The organism is Proteiniphilum sp. UBA5463, assembly GCF_002427225.1.
Lineage (GTDB): Bacteria > Bacteroidota > Bacteroidia > Bacteroidales > Dysgonomonadaceae > Proteiniphilum > Proteiniphilum propionicum.
Genome location: NZ_DIQL01000056.1, coordinates 109,305 through 127,714 on the forward strand (window position 1 = coordinate 109,305; position 18,410 = coordinate 127,714).

Here is an 18,410-nt window from a genome sequence, read left to right on the forward strand (position 1 = left end):
CTTACACCTGAAGAGGCTGTTACCGCATTTACCATCAACAGTGCTGCAGCACTCGGCAGGGAGGGGATAACAGGCAGCATAGATGTGGGTAAACAGGGGGATCTGGTGCTGTTGCAGTTTCCGTCGTACAAGTTTCTGCCTTACCACGTGGGAATGAATATAGTGGATAAGGTGGTGAAACGGGGGAAAATTGTATGTAGTTTGCATTAAAATTAGTTTATTCTGAAAACAGCTGGCACAATCTTATTTAAACAGTTGAAAATGAGTAGAGCTGCTGCTTTGTATTGTGGTATTTGTCGCTAAGAAATCAAAAAATCATATACAGTAATTTCCGTATTATTTTATTTATAGTTTAACAAATATGAGGCTACAAGATTTAACTTTAAAGCAATTTCTCGAAAAAACCGCGGGAAAAGAACCTTTGCCCGGAGGGGGCAGTTCATCGGCACTGAATGGAGCCATTGCTGCGGCATTGACTGAAATGATGGCTAATTTGACCATCGGCAAAAAGAACTATGCTGATGCTGAGGCGATGATGAAGCAGAACCTACATAAGGCATCTGATTTGCGGATGCGCTTTATAGAAGATATCGATAGGGACAGCGATGCATATAACCTTGTTATCAGTGCCTACAAACTTCCGAAAGAGACAGAAGAGGAGAAAGAATATCGTACCGGAAAAATTCAGGAAGCTACTAAAATTGCGTCGCTGGTGCCGATGGAGGTGGCCGAACGAGCTTCAGGTATGCTCGGTATTATCGCCGAAACAGTGAAGAGTGGTAATAAAAATGCAGTTACCGATGGTTGTGTGGCTATGCTGGCATGTCGCACCGCTATTCTGGGCGCACTGCTTAACGTACGCATTAACCTGAGGGGGATTAGGGATGATAAGTTTGTCAGTGAGCTTTCATTAAAATGCGATCTGCTTGAAAAAGAGGCTATCAATAGTGAACGGGAGTTATTTGAATGGGCAAAAAATGAGATTTAATATGAAAAATATTTACTACATAGGAAAAAAAGATCTCACCATTGAAGACCTGGAGAGGATTATTACTGGTAACATAAAGGTGGAGCTGGCTCCCGAGGCTAGGGAACGTATAAGGAAGTGCCGCGATTACCTCGACAGAAAAATGGAAAACCAGACTGAACCTGTTTACGGTATAACTACCGGTTTCGGTTCATTATGTAATCATTCTGTTTCAGGTGATGACCTGAACACATTACAGGAGAATCTTGTAAAATCGCATGCCTGTAGTGTTGGAGAAGAGGTTACACCGCTTATAGTGAAGCTTATGTTTTTGCTGAAGGCACATGCTCTTTCATTAGGTTTTAGTGGCGTGCAGGAGGCTACAGTGCAAAGGATGCTTGATCTGTTCAATAACGATATACTGCCTGTTGTGTATGATAAGGGATCACTTGGTGCTTCAGGGGACCTGGCTCCATTGGCAAATCTATTTTTGCCGCTTATAGGTGTGGGTGATGTTTTTTATAAGGGAAGCAAACGTGATATAGGTAGTGTACTCGATGAGTTCGGCTGGCAGCCGATAAGACTGAAGAGCAAAGAGGGACTGGCATTGCTGAACGGTACCCAGTTTATGTCGGCACATGGTGTATATGCCATTATGAAAGCGCAAAGGCTTTCGAAGAGGGCCGACCTTATAGCTGCATTGTCGCTCGATGCATATGATGGACACCTGGAGCCTTTCGATGAAAGGTTGCATATGATCCGACCGCACAGTGGACAGCTGGAGACTGCACGTAATATACGTAGTTTCCTTGAGGGAAGCCTGATCATTTCAAGAGCAAAGAAGCATTTGCAGGATCCGTACTCATTCCGCTGTGTACCGCAGGTGCACGGAGCTACCAAGGATGCCCTCGCTTACGTAAAATCGGTGGTGCTTACCGAGATCAACTCGGTGACCGATAATCCAACAATCTTCCCTGATGATGATAAGATAATATCTGGAGGAAATTTTCACGGACAACCGCTGGCAATAGCTTACGATTTTCTGGCTATAGCGCTTGCAGAACTGGGTAATATCTCCGAACGACGAACGGCTCAGTTGATATTGGGAAGGCGTGAGCTGCCGGAGTTCCTGGTTGCAAGTCCCGGTCTTAATTCGGGCTTTATGATTCCACAATATGTGGCGGCATCGGTAGTTAGCCAGAACAAGATGTACTGCGCTCCTTCAAGTACTGACTCAATTGTCTCTTCAAATGGCCAGGAAGATCATGTGAGCATGGGTGCCACTTCGGCAATTAAGCTACTAAGGATTCTGGACAATCTCGATATCATTTTCTCTATTGAACTGATGAATGCAGCACAGGCGCTCGAATTCCGACGCCCACTAAAATCGTCGCAAATGATTGAAAAAGTGGTAAAGGAGTATAGGAAAGAGGTGCCATTCATTAAAGAGGATATTGTGATGTATAAAGAGATTCGTAAGACAGTGGCATTCCTTAACAGACTTCAGGTTGATGAACTCTGATTATGTGATTATATACGGTTATTTTCTGAATAAGTTGTTCGGATTGATTATCTTTGCAGATTCGAAAATAAATTAATTAACTTTCACATGTGTTACGATAAGAGCTATATAAAATCACAAAAGTCTTATATTTAGGTGTATATGCCAGTAATTTATATATGCGAAACTTAACTCAATTAAAATTTAAAATAATTTGAAATGGTAGAAAAAATCAGGAAATCGCTCAGAGATTCTGCAGCGGCACGGTGGTCCGCACTGTTCTTCGTCGCTTTTACAATGATGTGCGGGTATTTTTTAACGGATATCATGGCCCCCCTGGCCGGACTGCTTGAGGGACAACTCGGATGGTCACGTGCTGATTATGGCACATTCACAAGCTCATATGGCTGGTTTAACGTCTTTCTGCTGATGCTAATATTTGGAGGAATAATTCTCGACAAACTGGGAGTACGTATGACAGGTATTGGTGCCACAGCTGTAATGGTGATAGGTACGGCTATAAAATACTGGGCTATTTCTACTGACACACTTGCAGGAAAGGTCATTTTGGGACTGGATGCCCAGGTCTTATGGGCAAGTATCGGTTTTGCAGTTTTTGCCGTGGGTGTAGAGGTGACCGGAATTACCGTTTCAAAGATTATTGTTAAGTGGTTCAAGGGTAAAGAGATGGCCACGGCTATGGGTATGGAGATGGCGATGGCAAGAATAGGTACCGCTATGGCGTTGGGTTTCTCTATCCCTATCGCAAAAGCTACAGGTATTATTGATGTTTCGCGCCCCGTGCTGGTGGCCCTGATAGGACTATGTATCGGATTTATTTCGTTCTTGGTTTATGTGGTGATGGATAAAAAGCTGGATGCTTCGGAGGCAACGGATTCTATGGAACAAAGTAGTTCTGAAGATGAGTTTAAACTATCTGATATAGGAAAGATTCTGGGTAATAAAGGATGGTGGTATATTGCTATCTTGTGCGTTTTGTTCTATTCTGCTGTTTTCCCATTTCTTAAATATGCCACCGACCTGATGGTAAATAAGTTCGGAGTGAAAGAAGACCTTGCGGGAATGATACCTATGTTGCTGCCTTTCGGAAATATTCTCCTTACACCTCTGTTTGGCGGTATATATGACAAGAAAGGGAAAGGTGCAACAATTATGATTATTGGCTCGCTGCTGCTGATTCTGGTTCATGCACTGTTCTCCGTTCCACTATTCAACAACTGGATTTTTGCGATGGTGCTGGTCGTAATTCTGGGTATTGGCTTCTCACTTGTTCCTTCGGCAATGTGGCCATCTGTACCCAAGATTGTTCCCGAAAAGCGCCTTGGTACAGCTTATTCACTTATCTTCTGGGTACAAAACTGGGGATTGATGGGGGTCCCTCTTCTGATAGGATGGGTGCTCGAGAAGTTCTGCGTGACGGGGCAGACAGTTCGCGACGGACTGAGCGTTAACACATACGACTACACAATTCCAATGATGATTTTTACATCCTTTGGTGTTCTGGCACTTCTTTTTGCTTTCCTGCTGAAAGCAGAGGATAAAAAGAAAGGATACGGACTGGAATTACCTAATATCCAGAATTAATCGTGAAGAGTTTCATGTTTCATGGCTTGCGAGTACTGTTACTGATGACATAAAGCTGATGACAGGCTAAATAAAGCTGGGAAGAGAAACTGATCACAGAAAACTTATAGCAGGCAACTGAAAGCTGATGACTGACGGCCCGAAGTTGATTTGAAAACTACATAAAGGCGATTCGCTACAAAGGCGGGTCGCCTTTTTTGATTGAGGCTTTATTGAGAGTTAATAAAACTTTGTGTATCTATAAGGGATGGTTAGCATGTGGAAAAATGGTAGTGATTAGGGCCTTACGATCCCAGTCTTACTATAATACTATAGCGGGATCAGATATGCTGCCGTTATATGGCATGCAAGTCCCAGCAATACAAACAGATGGAATACAGCGTGTACAAACTCCCGTCTGGCAGTGGCGTATATAACGGCGCCGGCAATATAGAACAGGCCTCCCCCAAGCAGCCAGTAGATCACATCCATACAGTTTTTTGCATGAGCAATCTCTATTGACGGTTTGAAAGCGATGAGAGCCACCAGCCCCATCATTACATATGAAGCGGTTTTCAGGTGGCTGTTTTTACTGAGCTTCCTGAAGCTCAAGGCGATACCAGCAATGGCGGTTGTCCAGGCTATCCCGAACAGAAGCCAGCCCCAGAACTGTGCATCGCGAAGCAGGATAATAGTGAATGGAGAGTAGCTTGCAGCGATAAGAAGATAAATGCTTGCATGGTCGAAATGGCGTAACCTGGCTTTTAAAACTTGATCCCGCACGTAGTGATAGATGGTGGAGGAGCCCATGCAGATAGTCATACCGATGCCGAATAACCCATAGGCGATGATTGCACCACGGTTACCTGAAGAAATAGCCTTGTTAATTAGTATAACAGTTGCTGCAATACTTATCAATACCCCAAGGCCATGTGTTATGTAGTTGGCCTTCTCTTCGCGGTCAGTATAGAATTTTTCGTTTGTCACAAGATTTATAATTCAACTTTCAACGTTATTTTCCGGCTCACTTCCGACCATGGCGGAGACCCGGGTAAAAGTCTTTTTTACCTTGTGCTGTGGCTGCTTTAATCTCATTGTCCATAGATTTTTCCATTATCGGTTATTGTGAAACATCTTCAAACAAATCCATCACTGCATCTTGTGCGTCGGCCTCGTTAGACAGGTATTTCAGACATAATCCGTATACCATAGGTATATAGCGCCGGTATAATTCGTCGAAGTAGGTTGCTTGTTCTTCTTTTTTACAAAGATCAAACAATTCATCGTTCGATAGTTTTGTTATTTCTGTTCTGCTTTTCAATCCGTTGCCTGTTGATTTGTACAAAGAAGTTCCACAAAATTAAAAAAATATTCGTTCGGTTATGGAATTTGTAGTGCATTTGTATCCTTTATACAGAGCATTTAAAAAAGAAAATAGTTTAGTACTTTTTCTTAATGCGGTATAATGATATGAATATTAGCTGGATAATGGTCTATATGAAAGCGAAAAACAGAGGAGCTTGCTTTATGTAAGTTTCTCAGTTTCTTTTGCAAATGCGGAAAGCATTGACAAAAGTTGTCAAAGTATCTGTTCATCTTTGTACCATGTATAAAAAAATATTAACCATAAATTGACAAAACTGAGACAAAAGATGAAACGACAAGATGAAACGACAAGATGAAATCGAAATCAACCAATTTCAATTGGGAATATTACTCGATAAAGGACAAAAAATTTTTTACGACACAATAATTTCTGCTAACGTATTTTGTAGCCACTGCAGGAGTATTGCTGAAAAAGGAGTTTTGGTGGAAGAGATTTATCTGACTCATTTTAACGACATTCTGGTAAAGGGGAGCTGCAAAGTATGCAATGGAAGCGTAGCTCGCATTATTGAGTTTGGAAAAGATGAGACCTTTTTTAAGAAGGCTAATGAATTAAGAAAGTCAATGAAGAAGAGAGTATAATAACTGAAACAATTGGGCCATATTACCTATTAATGTACTGTAAATAAACTTTCATATATTCACAGATAAATACTCGACTGCCAAAACGTCATGATTAGTCCTTTGGCAAAGATTTTGACCTTACCATGATGTGAATCAGCGTTGAACAGGCTTTGGGTAAAGCAGCCCGGTTGAAAGGGCTGCCCACTTTTAGCTGTTGCTTCAAGTGGCTTATCCGGTGAGATATGTTCCAGATTAAACAATATTAAAAAGAAAGGATAATGGATATATGAATTTCAATAATTTTACAATAAAGGCGCAGGAAGCGGTGCAAAAAGCGATAAATCTGGCACAGGGTAACAATCAGCAGATGATTGAACCGGCACATCTTCTCAAAGGGGTTATGCTGGTTGGTGAGAATGTGACTGGCTTTCTGTTTCAGAAGCTTGGGGTGAATGGCCGGAACCTGGAAAAGGTTGTAGACAGTGAAATTGAATCATACCCCCGGGTGTCGGGTGGCGAACCTATGCTGAGCAGGGAGGCAAATGCTGTTTTTCAGAAAGCGGCTGATTACGCAAGCAAGATGGGAGACCAGTTTGTTTCTCTTGAACATTTGCTGCTTGCAATCCTGAGCGAGAAGAACAGCGCTTCGCAGATGATGAAAGATGCAGGTATTTCACTCAGCCAGCTGCAGTCGGCTATCCGGGACCTTCGGCAGGGTGAGAAGGTAACAAGCCAATCGGCTGAAGATACATACCAGTCACTGGGTAAATATGCGGTGAACCTGGCGGAGCAAGCGCGAAACGGTAAGCTAGATCCAGTTATCGGTCGTGATGAGGAGATTAGAAGAGTGCTGCAGATCCTGAGCAGGCGTACCAAAAACAACCCCATTCTTATTGGTGAGCCGGGGACGGGTAAGACGGCTATTGCCGAAGGACTCGCATACCGAATTATCCGAGGCGATGTGCCGGAGAATCTTAAAAGCAAGCAGATCTATTCTCTCGATATGGGGGCACTTATTGCAGGCGCAAAATACAAGGGAGAGTTTGAGGAGCGTCTGAAGTCTGTTATAAATGAGGTGACAAAATCGAACGGAGAGATTATTCTCTTTATTGACGAGATCCACACGCTGGTAGGTGCAGGAAAAAGTGAAGGTGCAATGGATGCCGCCAATATTCTGAAACCAGCGCTGGCACGTGGGGATCTGCGGGCTATTGGTGCTACCACACTCGATGAGTATCAGAAATATTTTGAAAAAGACAAAGCTCTTGAACGTCGTTTCCAAACGGTTATGGTGGATGAGCCGGGTGAATCTGACAGTATCTCCATTCTTCGCGGACTGAAAGAGCGGTATGAGAACCACCACAAGGTGCGAATTAAAGATGAGGCTATCATCGCTGCTGTACAGCTTTCAAGCCGCTATATCACCGATCGTTTTTTGCCCGACAAGGCTATTGACCTTATGGATGAGGCTGCTGCCAAGCTACGTATGGAGGTGGATTCCGTTCCGGAAGAGCTGGATGAGATTATGCGCAGGATAAAGCAGCTTGAGATTGAGCGTGAAGCTATTAGGCGTGAGGATGACAAACAAAAAGAAGATCTTCTGACCAGAGAGATTGGGAATCTGAAAGACGAGGAGTCTGAACAGAAAGCCAAATGGAAGGCTGAGAAAGAGCTTATCAATAAGATCCAGCAGGCAAAAATTGATATAGAAGATGCAAAGTTCGAGGCCGATCGTGCCGAACGTGAGGGCGACTACGGGAAGGTAGCCGAATTGCGATATGGAAGAATTAAGGAAAAAGAAAACGAAATAAAAGATCTGCAGAATCAGCTTCATGAGCGCCAGGGCGGAAGAGCTATGATAAAGGAAGAGGTTGATGCTGAAGATATTGCCGATGTAGTGTCGCGTTGGACCGGAATTCCTGTTAGCAAGATGCTGCAGAGTGAACGTGAGAAATTGCTTCAGCTGGAAGATGAGCTTCATAAACGTGTTGTTGGCCAGGAAGAGGCCATAACTGCCGTCGCTGATGCCGTACGCCGCAGTCGCGCCGGTTTGAGCGATCCTAAGCGTCCTGTAGGCTCGTTTATTTTCCTTGGGACAACGGGTGTGGGCAAGACAGAGCTGGCAAAGGCATTGGCCGAGTATCTTTTCGATGATGAGAATATGATGACGCGTATTGATATGAGCGAATATCAGGAGAAATTCAGTGCTACGCGATTGATCGGGGCCCCTCCGGGATATGTGGGTTATGATGAAGGGGGACAGCTTACCGAGGCTATTCGTCGCAAACCCTATTCTGTGGTGCTGTTTGATGAGATAGAAAAAGCGCACCCTGATGTGTTTAACATTCTGCTTCAGGTGCTGGATGATGGTCGCCTCACTGACAACAAGGGCAGGGTAGTGAACTTCAAGAACACCATTATCATCATGACCTCAAACATGGGATCTGAACTTATTCGTGAGAACTTTGAAAAAATAAACAGAGAAAACCGAGAGGAGATCATTGAAAACACGAAAAATATTGTGATGGATATGCTGAAGAGAACTATCCGTCCCGAGTTTTTGAATCGCGTAGATGATATTATCATGTTTGCTCCGTTGAAGGAGAATGAGATTGAACAGATTGTACGTTTGCAGCTTGGTATTGTAGGAAGGATGCTGAAGGAGAATGGTATCGAACTCAAATATACCGATGAAGCAGTTCGCAGTATCACTTTTGCCGGTTACGATCCAGAGTTCGGTGCACGCCCTGTGAAGAGGGTTATACAGCGACGGGTATTAAACCAGCTATCGAAAGATCTTCTGGCAGGTAAGGTGGATAAATCAAAGCCTATCATCATTGATGCGATTGACGACATGCTTTATTTCAAAAATTAATAGGGGAAGGCAAGCAATCAATTAACTCACGAGAGTGAGCTTTGCAGAAGTGTCGCGATTATTTACCTGATTGTCAGGAGTCTGAAAAATAATTGCATAAGTTTTTTTCAGCATATAGCCATCTTAATTAAAATAGCTTTCTATGCTCCTCAGTGATTTACTTAGGAAGAATACCACAACCTGGTCGTAAGGTTCTATTAGTGTATCTCCATCTACAAGCATAGGCTCGCCGTTTCTGATAAGCGCTCCAAAAGTGATGTCGGAGGGCAGGTTAAGGTTTTTAATAAGTTTTTTTGTCACCTTCGAGTTAGGTTTGGCAATTACCTCCCCTACGTTTGCATCGGCGATGGTGAGGCTTTTTATATTCGAGGCATCGGCTTTCAACAGCAGTTCATAGATCTTACTGGCTGCAATAAGTTTTTTGTTGATAACTGTTCCAATGTCGAACCGTTCCGCCATCGATATATAATCGATGTTTTCAACCTCTGCAACAGTTTTCTTTACACCATACTGTTTTGCCATCATACAGCTCAGGATATTTGCTTCCGAGTTCCCGGTGAGAGCGAGGAATGCATCTGTTTCGGTGATACCTTCGCGTATAAGGAACTCAGTGTTGCGCCCATCTTCTACAAAAACTGTGACATTTGGAGGAGCTGTTTCGACCAGCATCTCAGCACGTTCTCTGTCCTGTTCTATTATTTTTATATTGATATTCTGGGGGAGTTGCTGTACTGTACGCATTGTTATACGGCTTCCTCCCATGAAAATGATCCTTTTTGTTTCGAAAGATTTTTTCCCCAGCAACTCGGGAAGTGAATCCAGGTGTTTTCTTAAAGTGGTGAAATAGAGAATGTCGTTAGGAAGTATCTGGTCGCTTCCTTTGGGTATAATGGTGTGAGAGTCACGTTTAATGGCTACCAGGTGGAACAGTTTCACGCTTTGCATAAGCTCATGCAGATATTTGTTCACTATGGGAGCATTCTCTCTTACTTTTGCAGCAGAAAGTATCACTGTTCCGTTGCATAGCTCCCACCAAAAACGTGTCCAGGGTGTTTTAAGCGCCATTGCGATCTCCTTTGCGGCCATCAGTTCAGGGTAGATCATTGAATTGATTCCCAGTTTTTCGAAGAATCCGGTATTTTTAGGCAGCAGGTACTCGTAATTATCTATGCGGGCAAGTGTTTTTTTTGCTCCCAGGTTGGATGCCAGCATACATGAAGTGATATTCCTTGACTCCTCAGTGGTTACGCCAATATAAAGATCGGAATTGGTAATACCTGCGTCAGTGAGATCTTTAAGTGAAGTGCAGTTGCCGATATATGTCAATATATCTGTATTGTCGTTTATCATAGATAGACGGTCTTTGTCGTCGTCCATCAGTGTTATATTGTGATTCTCCTGTCCCAGAAGTTTCGCGAGGTGAGTTCCCACGGCGCCTGCACCGGCAATTAAGATTTTCATTTACTATGTTACAATTATTTTATTTGACTATGAAACGATTGTGTATTATGTTGGTGGAGGCTATGGGTTCTATTGTAGGCAGTATATCGCTGCTTCGGTTATTTAGTTTATCATTTATCTTAATAATATTTTCCAGGATGCTGTTCTCGTCAATTTTGGTTAGTTGCTGAAGCTCTTTAACCGACCCGTGTGTCACAAATTCATCGCCGATGCCTATGCGGTGTAAATGAATGTTACTGTAGTCGTTTTCTGCCAGAAACTCAAGTACAGCACTTCCCAAACCACCTTTAATAACTCCGTTTTCAACAGTTATAATATATTTGTATTTTTTCGCAACCTCTTCAAGTAACTCTTCATCTACAGGTTTCAAGAAAACCATGTCGTAATGTGCCACACTTATACCTAACTTCTCTGCCTCGGCAATTGCTTTAGACGCGTTGTTGCCTATAGCTCCTATGGAGAGAAGGGCAATCTCTTTTCCTTGTTTAAGTTTTCGTCCTTTTCCTATAGTGAGTATCTGAGGTTCGTTCTGCCAGTTGGTGATCTCACCTTGTCCCCGTGGATAGCGAATCACAAATGGCCCGTCGTTACCATATACAGCTGTGTACATCAGGTTTCGTAGCTCATGCTCATTAAAAGGTGCTGAGATTACCAGATTGGGTATCGGCCGCAAGTATGCCAGATCGAATACACCGTGGTGAGTGGGGCCGTCGGCACCTACCAGCCCGGCTCTGTCGAGACACATAACCACTTTCAGCTTCTGAAGGGCAACGTCGTGAATAACCTGATCATAAGCACGCTGCATGAATGATGAGTAGATGTTGCAGAAAGGAATAAGCCCCTCTTTGGCCATACCTGCAGAGAAGGTTACCGCATGCGCCTCGGCAATACCTACATCGAAAACCCGGTTGGGAAATCTATCCATCATATAGGTCATGGAACAGCCGGTAGGCATTGCCGGTGTAACACCCACAATCTTGCAGTTTTTCTCTGCCATCTCAACGAGTGTATGTCCGAAAACATCCTGATATAGTTGTGGCTGATCCTTATTATCCTTTAGAATACGTTCACCAGTCTCTTTATTGAAAAGTCCCGGAGCATGCCATACCGTGGCCGATTTCTCTGCAGGCTTGAATCCTTTTCCTTTAACCGTTTTAATGTGCAGCAGCTTAGGACCCTGCATATCTTTGATGTTTCTTAGAATGCGGATAAGTCCCGGCAGATCGTGACCGTCAACCGGACCGAAATAGCGTATGTTGAATCCCTCAAAAATATTTTGTTCTTTAGTGAGAAGCGATTTTACGCTGTTGTTGAATCGCAATACCAGATTTTTTTCTTTCTCGGAGATTAGCTTCCGTTTTTTGAAACCCTGGTAAAGGTTGTTACGGAACCTGTTATATTTGGCCGATGTAGTCAGTTTCACCAGGTAGTCCTGAATCCCTCCAACATTATTGTCGATAGACATATCGTTGTCGTTAAGGATAATAAGCAGGTTGTTGGGTTGTGAACAGGCATTGTTGATTCCCTCGTATGCCAGGCCGCCCGTCATTGCACCATCGCCAATGATTGCAACTATGTGACGGTTTTCATTGTTGAGGTTAGCTGCAACTGCCATTCCCAGCGCTGCCGAAATGGAGGTTGATGCGTGTCCGGCAATGAAAGTATCGTATTCACTTTCATTGGGATTAGTGAATCCGGAAAGTCCTCCCAGTTTGCGGTTGGTTGAAAAGAGTCCGCGCCGCCCGGTAAGTATTTTGTGGCTGTATGCCTGATGCCCTACATCCCATACGAGCCTGTCGTAAGGTGTATTGTATAGATAATGGAGTGCCACTGTCAACTCCACCGTACCCAGGCTCGATCCGAAATGCCCGGGGTTGTGCGACAGTTGTTCAATGATGAATTCTCTCAGATCATCACAAACAGTTTTCAGTTCGTCAACACTGAGTTTTTTCAGATCACCGGGACTATTTATTTTTTGTAAGTATTTCATATTTCATACACCCATCCTAATAATAACGATGAAGGTGTAAAATAGTTTATTTTTCTTTTTTAGCTCTAATTGGCCATGTCAGAAAAGAACTTGATACGAACGAGGCGAATCTCCGTTTCCGTATATTCTGAAAGCTCTTCCTGTGCACTGTCGAGATCATCTGTTTCCGCCTCCTTAAAATAGGCATACACATCCTGCATCACATCCGGGTCCATAACCTCTTCGAGAAAATAATCGATATTGATTTTGGTACCTGAATAAACAATTGCTTCCACTTCGGAAAGCATTTCATTGAAATCTATACCTTTTGATTCTGCAAGGTCGTCAAGTGCTACTTTGCGGTCAATGGCCTGTACTATAGATACTTTTAGCTTCGACTTGTTGGCTACTGTCTTCACTCGGAGGTCTTCGGGACGAGTGATATCATTCTCCTCAACATGTTTTTTTATCAGCTCCACAAATTCTTTACCGTATCGTTTTGCTTTCCCTGCTCCCACGCCCGGTATATTTTGCAGTTCTTCCAGCGTGATGGGGTAGGAGGTTGCCATTGCTTCTAACGATGAGGGCTGAAAAATCACATAGGGGGGCACGTTCAGTTTTTTCGACAGCTTCTTTCTCAGATCTTTCATCATAGAGAAAAGTACAGGATCGGCCGCACCGCCACTGGCCCCGGACGAGGCTAAAGCATCTGAATCTTCACTTTCAAGATCAGACATATCATCCTCATCTTCATCGTCTTTAGTTATCTTAAAAGACACGGGGTTTTTTAAAAACTCTTTTCCTTTTTTGGTGATTTTTAGAATACCGTAGTTTTCGATGTCCTTTCTCAGGTAGTTGTCCAGCAATGCCTGACGGATAAGCACCTCCCAGGTACTATCTTCTTCGTCTGCACCTGTCCCGAACTCTTCCAGTTCGTTGTGCCCGTAGGTTTCAATATCGGACGACTCTTTTCCTATGAGGAAATCGACAACATAATCGGCTTTTTGTTTTTCTTTAAGAGCAATAATCGCTTCTAATACAGTAATAAGTAACTCTTTTGCTTCCACTTTCTTCTTTGGATTTAGACAATTATCACAATTTTTACAATTAGTTTCATTATAATTTTCGCCAAAGTAGTGCAATAACACTCTTCTCCGGCATACTGATGACTCTGCGTAGGCGGCTGTTTCCAGCAGCAGCTGTTTACCTATCTCCTGTTCGGAAACTGGTTTTCCCTGCATAAAACGTTCCAGTTTAAGCAAGTCTTTATGGGAGTAGAAGGCAATACACTTCCCCTCGCCCCCATCGCGGCCGGCACGGCCGGTTTCCTGGTAATAACCCTCCAGGCTTTTTGGTATGTCGTAATGTATCACGTAACGTACGTCAGGCTTATCTATGCCCATGCCAAATGCTATGGTAGCCACTATCACATCTGCCTGCTCCATAAGGAAGGCATCCTGATTATAACTGCGTGTGGCAGCATCCATCCCTGCGTGGTAAGGTAATGCCCTTATATCGTTTGCTTGCAGGATTTCGGCGAAATCGTCCACCTTTTTTCTGCTAAGGCAATATACAATGCCCGATTTTCTCCCCTGCGAGAGAATATATTTGATGATCTCCTTGTCTATCTGTTCTGTTTTATTACGGACTTCGTAATAGAGATTGGGACGGTTGAAAGACGATTTAAAGACCACTGCATTATGCATGCCAAGGTTTTTTTGAATGTCGTGCTGAACCTTGGGTGTTGCCGTTGCTGTAAGGGCTACGATTGGTTTCGGGCATATTTCACTGATGATTGGCCTGATACGGCGGTATTCAGGACGGAAATCGTGTCCCCACTCCGATATGCAGTGTGCTTCATCTACCGCGTAAAACGAAATTTGAATATTTCGCAGGAACTCAACGTTTTCTATTTTTGTGAGCGACTCGGGAGCCACATACAGCATTTTTGTTAAACCTGAAAGAATATCCTTTTTTACCTCTTCAATCTCCTGCCTGTTAAGTGATGAGTTTAAAAAGTGTGCAACGCCATCCTCCTCGCTGTAATTTCTCATGGCATCAACCTGATTCTTCATAAGTGCGATAAGCGGTGATATAATAATTGCCGTGCCCTCCATAAGCAGAGCCGGTAGCTGGTAGCATAGCGATTTTCCTCCGCCAGTGGGCATTAATACAAAAGTATCCTTTCCGGATAAGACACTTTTTATGATAGCTTCCTGATTGCCTTTGAATGTATCAAACCCAAAATATTCCTTTAAACCCTTGTAAAGTATCTCTTTTTTATCCATTGCACGTATCACACTGATGTAAAAAAATTGTCATCAAAAGTTATGTACAAAATTAAAAAAGTATTTCATATTTCCAACAATAAAAACAAAATTGAGAAAAAAATAACACTTTAACTTTACTTTTTTTTTGGTGTTTATATTCTTTTTATTGCAGGCATCTTACAAAACCCAATTATAATCAGTTTCTTTGAAATTGTTGTAAAATGTTCGTTTCACAATTAAAAAAACGCAAGCCGGACATGCGTTTTTTATATTTCACACGGCGAATTTTCATCTACCGGCGGATTGATTATCCGAAAATTATCGGGAATATTTCAGGCAACTCTCAATTGGTGTAAATCTGAATTTTCCAGTTGATCGGAAGCGTATTTACGCGTTACGTGAAGTTTCTTCTTATCATCAGTAGGCAGAGTGAACATTGCATCAATCATTATTGCTTCAACGATAGAACGCAATCCGCGTGCCCCAAGCTTGAACTCAATAGCTTTGTCCACAATATATTCAAATGCATCCCGGTCGAAAGTGAGAGCTACTCCATCCATCTCGAACAACTTCTGATATTGTTTGATGATGGAGTTTTTCGGTTCCACAAGTATGCGTAGCAGCGCGTCTCTATCCAGTGGCTCCAGGTAGGTGAGAATAGGAAGGCGCCCGATGATTTCGGGGATGAGCCCAAATGATTTCAGGTCGAGCGGAGTAATATATTTCATCAGATTGTTCCTGTCGATAGTTGCCTTTTGATTGCTGGCGGCATATCCTACCACACGTGTATTGAGCCGCTGGGCTATTTTCTTTTCTATTCCGTCAAAAGCGCCACCGCAAATAAAGAGTATGTTTTTGGTGTTTACCGCAATCATTCGCTGTTCAGGATGTTTCCGGCCTCCCTGCGGGGGGACATTAACTACCGAACCTTCCAGCAGCTTAAGTAATCCCTGCTGAACACCTTCGCCGCTGACATCTCTGGTAATGGAAGGATTGTCGCTCTTCCGTGCTATCTTATCTATTTCATCTATAAAGACGATACCTCTCTCAGCGGCATTTACATCGTAATCGGCTACCTGCAGCAGACGGGTGAGAATACTTTCAATATCTTCTCCCACGTAACCTGCTTCGGTAAGGACAGTTGCATCAACAATGGTAAAAGGGACCTGCAGCATTTTAGCTATGGTTCTTGCCAGCAACGTTTTCCCTGTACCGGTTGCGCCAACCATAATTATGTTGGACTTTTCTATCTCAACATCATCTTTCACGTTTTTCTGTAAAATTCGTTTGTAGTGGTTGTAAACCGAAACCGATAGAAAACGTTTTGCGTTGTCCTGTTTGATGATATATTGATCAAGAAACTCTTTGATCTGAGCAGGTTTGGGGAGTGAGGACAGTGAAATACCTGAATCGGTCTTGCCGGTACTCTTGAACGAGTCGTTAACAATCTCGTGTGCCTGCTCAGTACACATGTCGCAAATAAAACCAGTCATCCCCGAAATAAGAAGGTTTACCTCCTGTTCGCTTCTGCCGCAAAAACTGCAATGATTGCTGCTGTTAGCTTTTTTTGCCATTCTTGATTACTTTTTAATAAGAACATCGTCCACCATGCCATACTCTTTGGCTTCGGTTGCGGTCATCCAGAAATCACGGTCGGAGTCTTTTGATACATCATCGATAGGCTTACCGGAGTGATTGGAAATAATGGTGTACAGTTCCTGTTTGATTTTAGCTATTTCACGGGCAGTGATCTCTATATCGGATGCCTGTCCCTGAACACCTCCCATAGGCTGATGTATCATTACCCGGGAGTGAGTGAGAGCGAAACGTTTTTTTTCAGAGCCTGATACCAGAAGAACGGCAGCCATAGATGCGGCAATGCCGGTGCAAATGGTTGATACGTTACTTGTTATAAACTGCATTGTGTCATAAATGCCTAATCCTGCGTATACCGATCCACCGGGAGAGTTGATGTATATTGAGATATCCTTGCCCGGGTCGGAGGAGTCGAGATAAAGAAGTTGTGCCTGAATCACGTTGGCTGTATAATCGTCGATGCTGGTCCCTAGAAAGATGATGCGGTCCATCATCAGGCGGGAAAAAACATCCATCTGTGCAACATTGAGCTGGCGTTCCTCAATGATTGTTGGTGAGATATAGCCTCCCCCTCCCTGACTTGTTATATTCATATAACTGTCAAGCCTTGATCCGCTCATACCCAAATGTTTTACCGCGTATTTTCTAAAATCGTTGTTCATAAATCTTTTTTTTGGAATGTTCAACTTAAGTTGTCAGATGAACAGTTGCAAAAACAGTACCGGAATATCATGGAAAACAGTTTTATGTTTTCCATTCACCTAACAAAATTATAAAGAATAATTGAAATGCAAAATAAAACAGTGAAAAACAATCAATTCTCTTCCTGCAAACGAGTGCGTTCATTCATCAAATCATTGAACTCTTTGGAAGAGATCTCTTTTTCAATGACAGTTACATTCTCTTTTAACCAGTCAATAATCTTGTCTTCTGTAGCTTTGTCGTAAAGATTTTGAACAGTCTCCTCTTTCTCCAACATGCTTTTTGTGTAGTTCTGCAGCACATCTGCTGGCAGATTGGTCATTCCGTATTGTGCAAATTGGGCTTTTGCCACCTCTGCTGCCAACGCTTCAATATCAGCGAATTCGACGCTGATATTATTTTCTTCCGCAATTTTCTGTTTTGCAATGTGGAACTTAAGATCTTCCAGAATTTTCGGATAATCATCTTCCACCTGCTCTGATGTTCTGTTTTCACCTGTTTCAAGCAACCACCGTTTCAGAAACTCATCGGGAAACTTAACCTCTTTCATCTTTTCTACGATGATATCTCTTGCTTCATGGATGAATAGATGGTCGGCATTGGGCTTAAATTGTTTTTCAAGCTCTGACTTTATCCTTGTCCTGAACTCCTCTTCTGTAGTAACCACGCCTTCGCCAAGTACACGGTCGAAAAGCTCCTGGTTCATTTCTGCCTCCTGATAACGGGTCACCTCTTTAATCTCTAAGGAAAAATCGGAATCAATATCTTTTACCTTATCTTTGGTTGTCTGTAACAGTGATGCTATCTCTGCTTCATTATTATCATATGCTTTCTTTGGGTTGAATACCACTTTGTCGCCCGCTTTGGAACCTGTGAAGCTGCTTTTTATCTCTTCATCCTTAATATATGAAGGCATAAGAATAGCGTTTTCTATCACCTGCAGGTTGTCTTTATCTTCACTGTCGCTCAATTCGGTGAGGGTCCCCTTTATCAGGTCTGTGTCTTTTGCTTCATCTTCAACAGAGAGATAAGTGCCGTAATTCTTCTTATAGGCATCCATCTGCTCATCCAGGAGATTTTCTTCCAAAAGGACCTTGTGGCAGGTCAGTTCAACACTTTTATCCAGGGGAAGGTCGAATTCGGGAGTAAGGGCAACATCGAAATAGAATTTCAGTATTTCGTCATTCTCCAGATCAACTAATTTCTCATCACTATTATCGGGAAGAGGTTCACCCAGAATTTTCAGTTTGTTGTCGCGAATGAAGTTGCCAACTTCATCTGTCACAATTTTATTGATCTCATCTGCCTTTACAGCTTTGCCATATAGCTTCTGTATTAGGCTTTTAGGTACTTTGCCCTGGCGGAATCCCGGAATATTGGCTCTTTGACGGAATTGATTAAGTGACTTATCTACATTTTCCTGATAATCTGCTTTTTCCAGCTCAATGACAATAGTTCCGTTTACTTCGTCTGTTTTATTCAGTGTTGACTTCATTATACTGAGTGATTAGTTTTTGTTGAAAGTCGGTAAAATT

The 18,410-nt window shown here is 42.8% G+C and carries 14 protein-coding genes; 6 read left to right on the forward strand and 8 right to left on the reverse strand.

The features are described from left to right. The 4 genes from B3B27_RS10125 to B3B27_RS10140 form a co-directional block, all read left to right on the forward strand. Positions 1 to 210 (forward strand): amidohydrolase family protein (locus B3B27_RS10125; RefSeq protein WP_286847376.1); only part of this gene is annotated, 210 nt, incomplete at its 5' end. Positions 211 to 361: 151 nt separating this feature from the next. Beyond that, positions 362 to 988 (forward strand): cyclodeaminase/cyclohydrolase family protein, encoded by a 627-nt coding sequence (locus B3B27_RS10130; protein ID WP_238866890.1) that lies wholly within the window; start codon positions 362 to 364, stop codon positions 986 to 988. A gap of 1 nt (position 989) precedes the next feature. After that, positions 990 to 2,489 carry a histidine ammonia-lyase gene (hutH, locus tag B3B27_RS10135; RefSeq protein ID WP_238866888.1) on the forward strand — a complete coding sequence of 500 codons (1,500 nt, stop codon included), beginning with the start codon at positions 990 to 992 and terminating at the stop codon, positions 2,487 to 2,489. A 198-nt stretch (positions 2,490 to 2,687) separates the two neighbouring features. Further along, the gene (locus B3B27_RS10140) at positions 2,688 to 4,073 is read left to right on the forward strand and encodes an MFS transporter (protein ID WP_238866886.1); all 1,386 of its coding nucleotides are present in this window, start codon (positions 2,688 to 2,690) and stop codon (positions 4,071 to 4,073) included. A gap of 309 nt (positions 4,074 to 4,382) precedes the next feature. Here the strand turns inward: B3B27_RS10140 and trhA are convergent, their stop codons facing one another. Beyond that, the gene (gene trhA / locus B3B27_RS10145) at positions 4,383 to 5,039 is read right to left on the reverse strand and encodes a PAQR family membrane homeostasis protein TrhA (RefSeq protein WP_238866884.1); all 657 of its coding nucleotides are present in this window, start codon (positions 5,037 to 5,039) and stop codon (positions 4,383 to 4,385) included. Positions 5,040 to 5,172: 133 nt separating this feature from the next. After that, positions 5,173 to 5,373 carry an RNA polymerase sigma factor gene (locus tag B3B27_RS10150; protein WP_238866882.1) on the reverse strand — a complete coding sequence of 67 codons (201 nt, stop codon included), beginning with the start codon at positions 5,371 to 5,373 and terminating at the stop codon, positions 5,173 to 5,175. A gap of 344 nt (positions 5,374 to 5,717) precedes the next feature. On the opposite strand from B3B27_RS10150, the gene B3B27_RS10155 reads away from it, so the two are divergent. Both B3B27_RS10155 and clpB read left to right on the forward strand, forming a co-directional pair. Beyond that, positions 5,718 to 6,020 (forward strand): hypothetical protein, encoded by a 303-nt coding sequence (locus B3B27_RS10155; protein ID WP_238866879.1) that lies wholly within the window; start codon positions 5,718 to 5,720, stop codon positions 6,018 to 6,020. Positions 6,021 to 6,288: 268 nt separating this feature from the next. Then, positions 6,289 to 8,877: an ATP-dependent chaperone ClpB gene (gene clpB / locus B3B27_RS10160; protein ID WP_238866873.1), complete on the forward strand. Its 2,589-nt coding sequence runs from the start codon at positions 6,289 to 6,291 to the stop codon at positions 8,875 to 8,877. A gap of 123 nt (positions 8,878 to 9,000) precedes the next feature. Here the strand turns inward: clpB and trkA are convergent, their stop codons facing one another. The 6 genes from trkA to tig all read right to left on the reverse strand — a co-directional run bounded on the left by trkA (position 9,001) and on the right by tig (position 18,370). Next, positions 9,001 to 10,338 (reverse strand): Trk system potassium transporter TrkA, encoded by a 1,338-nt coding sequence (gene trkA / locus B3B27_RS10165; RefSeq protein WP_238866871.1) that lies wholly within the window; start codon positions 10,336 to 10,338, stop codon positions 9,001 to 9,003. A 19-nt stretch (positions 10,339 to 10,357) separates the two neighbouring features. Further along, positions 10,358 to 12,328, reverse strand: coding sequence for a 1-deoxy-D-xylulose-5-phosphate synthase (gene dxs, locus B3B27_RS10170; RefSeq protein WP_238866870.1), 1,971 nt, complete (start codon positions 12,326 to 12,328; stop codon positions 10,358 to 10,360). A 65-nt stretch (positions 12,329 to 12,393) separates the two neighbouring features. Then, complete coding sequence (gene recQ / locus B3B27_RS10175) at positions 12,394 to 14,595, reverse strand: DNA helicase RecQ (RefSeq protein ID WP_238866868.1); 2,202 nt, start codon at positions 14,593 to 14,595, stop codon at positions 12,394 to 12,396. Positions 14,596 to 14,909: 314 nt separating this feature from the next. Then, positions 14,910 to 16,151 carry an ATP-dependent Clp protease ATP-binding subunit ClpX gene (gene clpX / locus B3B27_RS10180; protein WP_238866866.1) on the reverse strand — a complete coding sequence of 414 codons (1,242 nt, stop codon included), beginning with the start codon at positions 16,149 to 16,151 and terminating at the stop codon, positions 14,910 to 14,912. Positions 16,152 to 16,157: 6 nt separating this feature from the next. Then, a complete protein-coding gene (clpP, locus tag B3B27_RS10185) occupies positions 16,158 to 16,835 on the reverse strand; it encodes an ATP-dependent Clp endopeptidase proteolytic subunit ClpP (protein ID WP_238866864.1) in 678 nt (225 codons plus the stop codon). A 152-nt stretch (positions 16,836 to 16,987) separates the two neighbouring features. Then, positions 16,988 to 18,370: a trigger factor gene (tig, locus tag B3B27_RS10190; RefSeq protein ID WP_286847377.1), complete on the reverse strand. Its 1,383-nt coding sequence runs from the start codon at positions 18,368 to 18,370 to the stop codon at positions 16,988 to 16,990. Positions 18,371 to 18,410 lie beyond the last annotated feature (40 nt).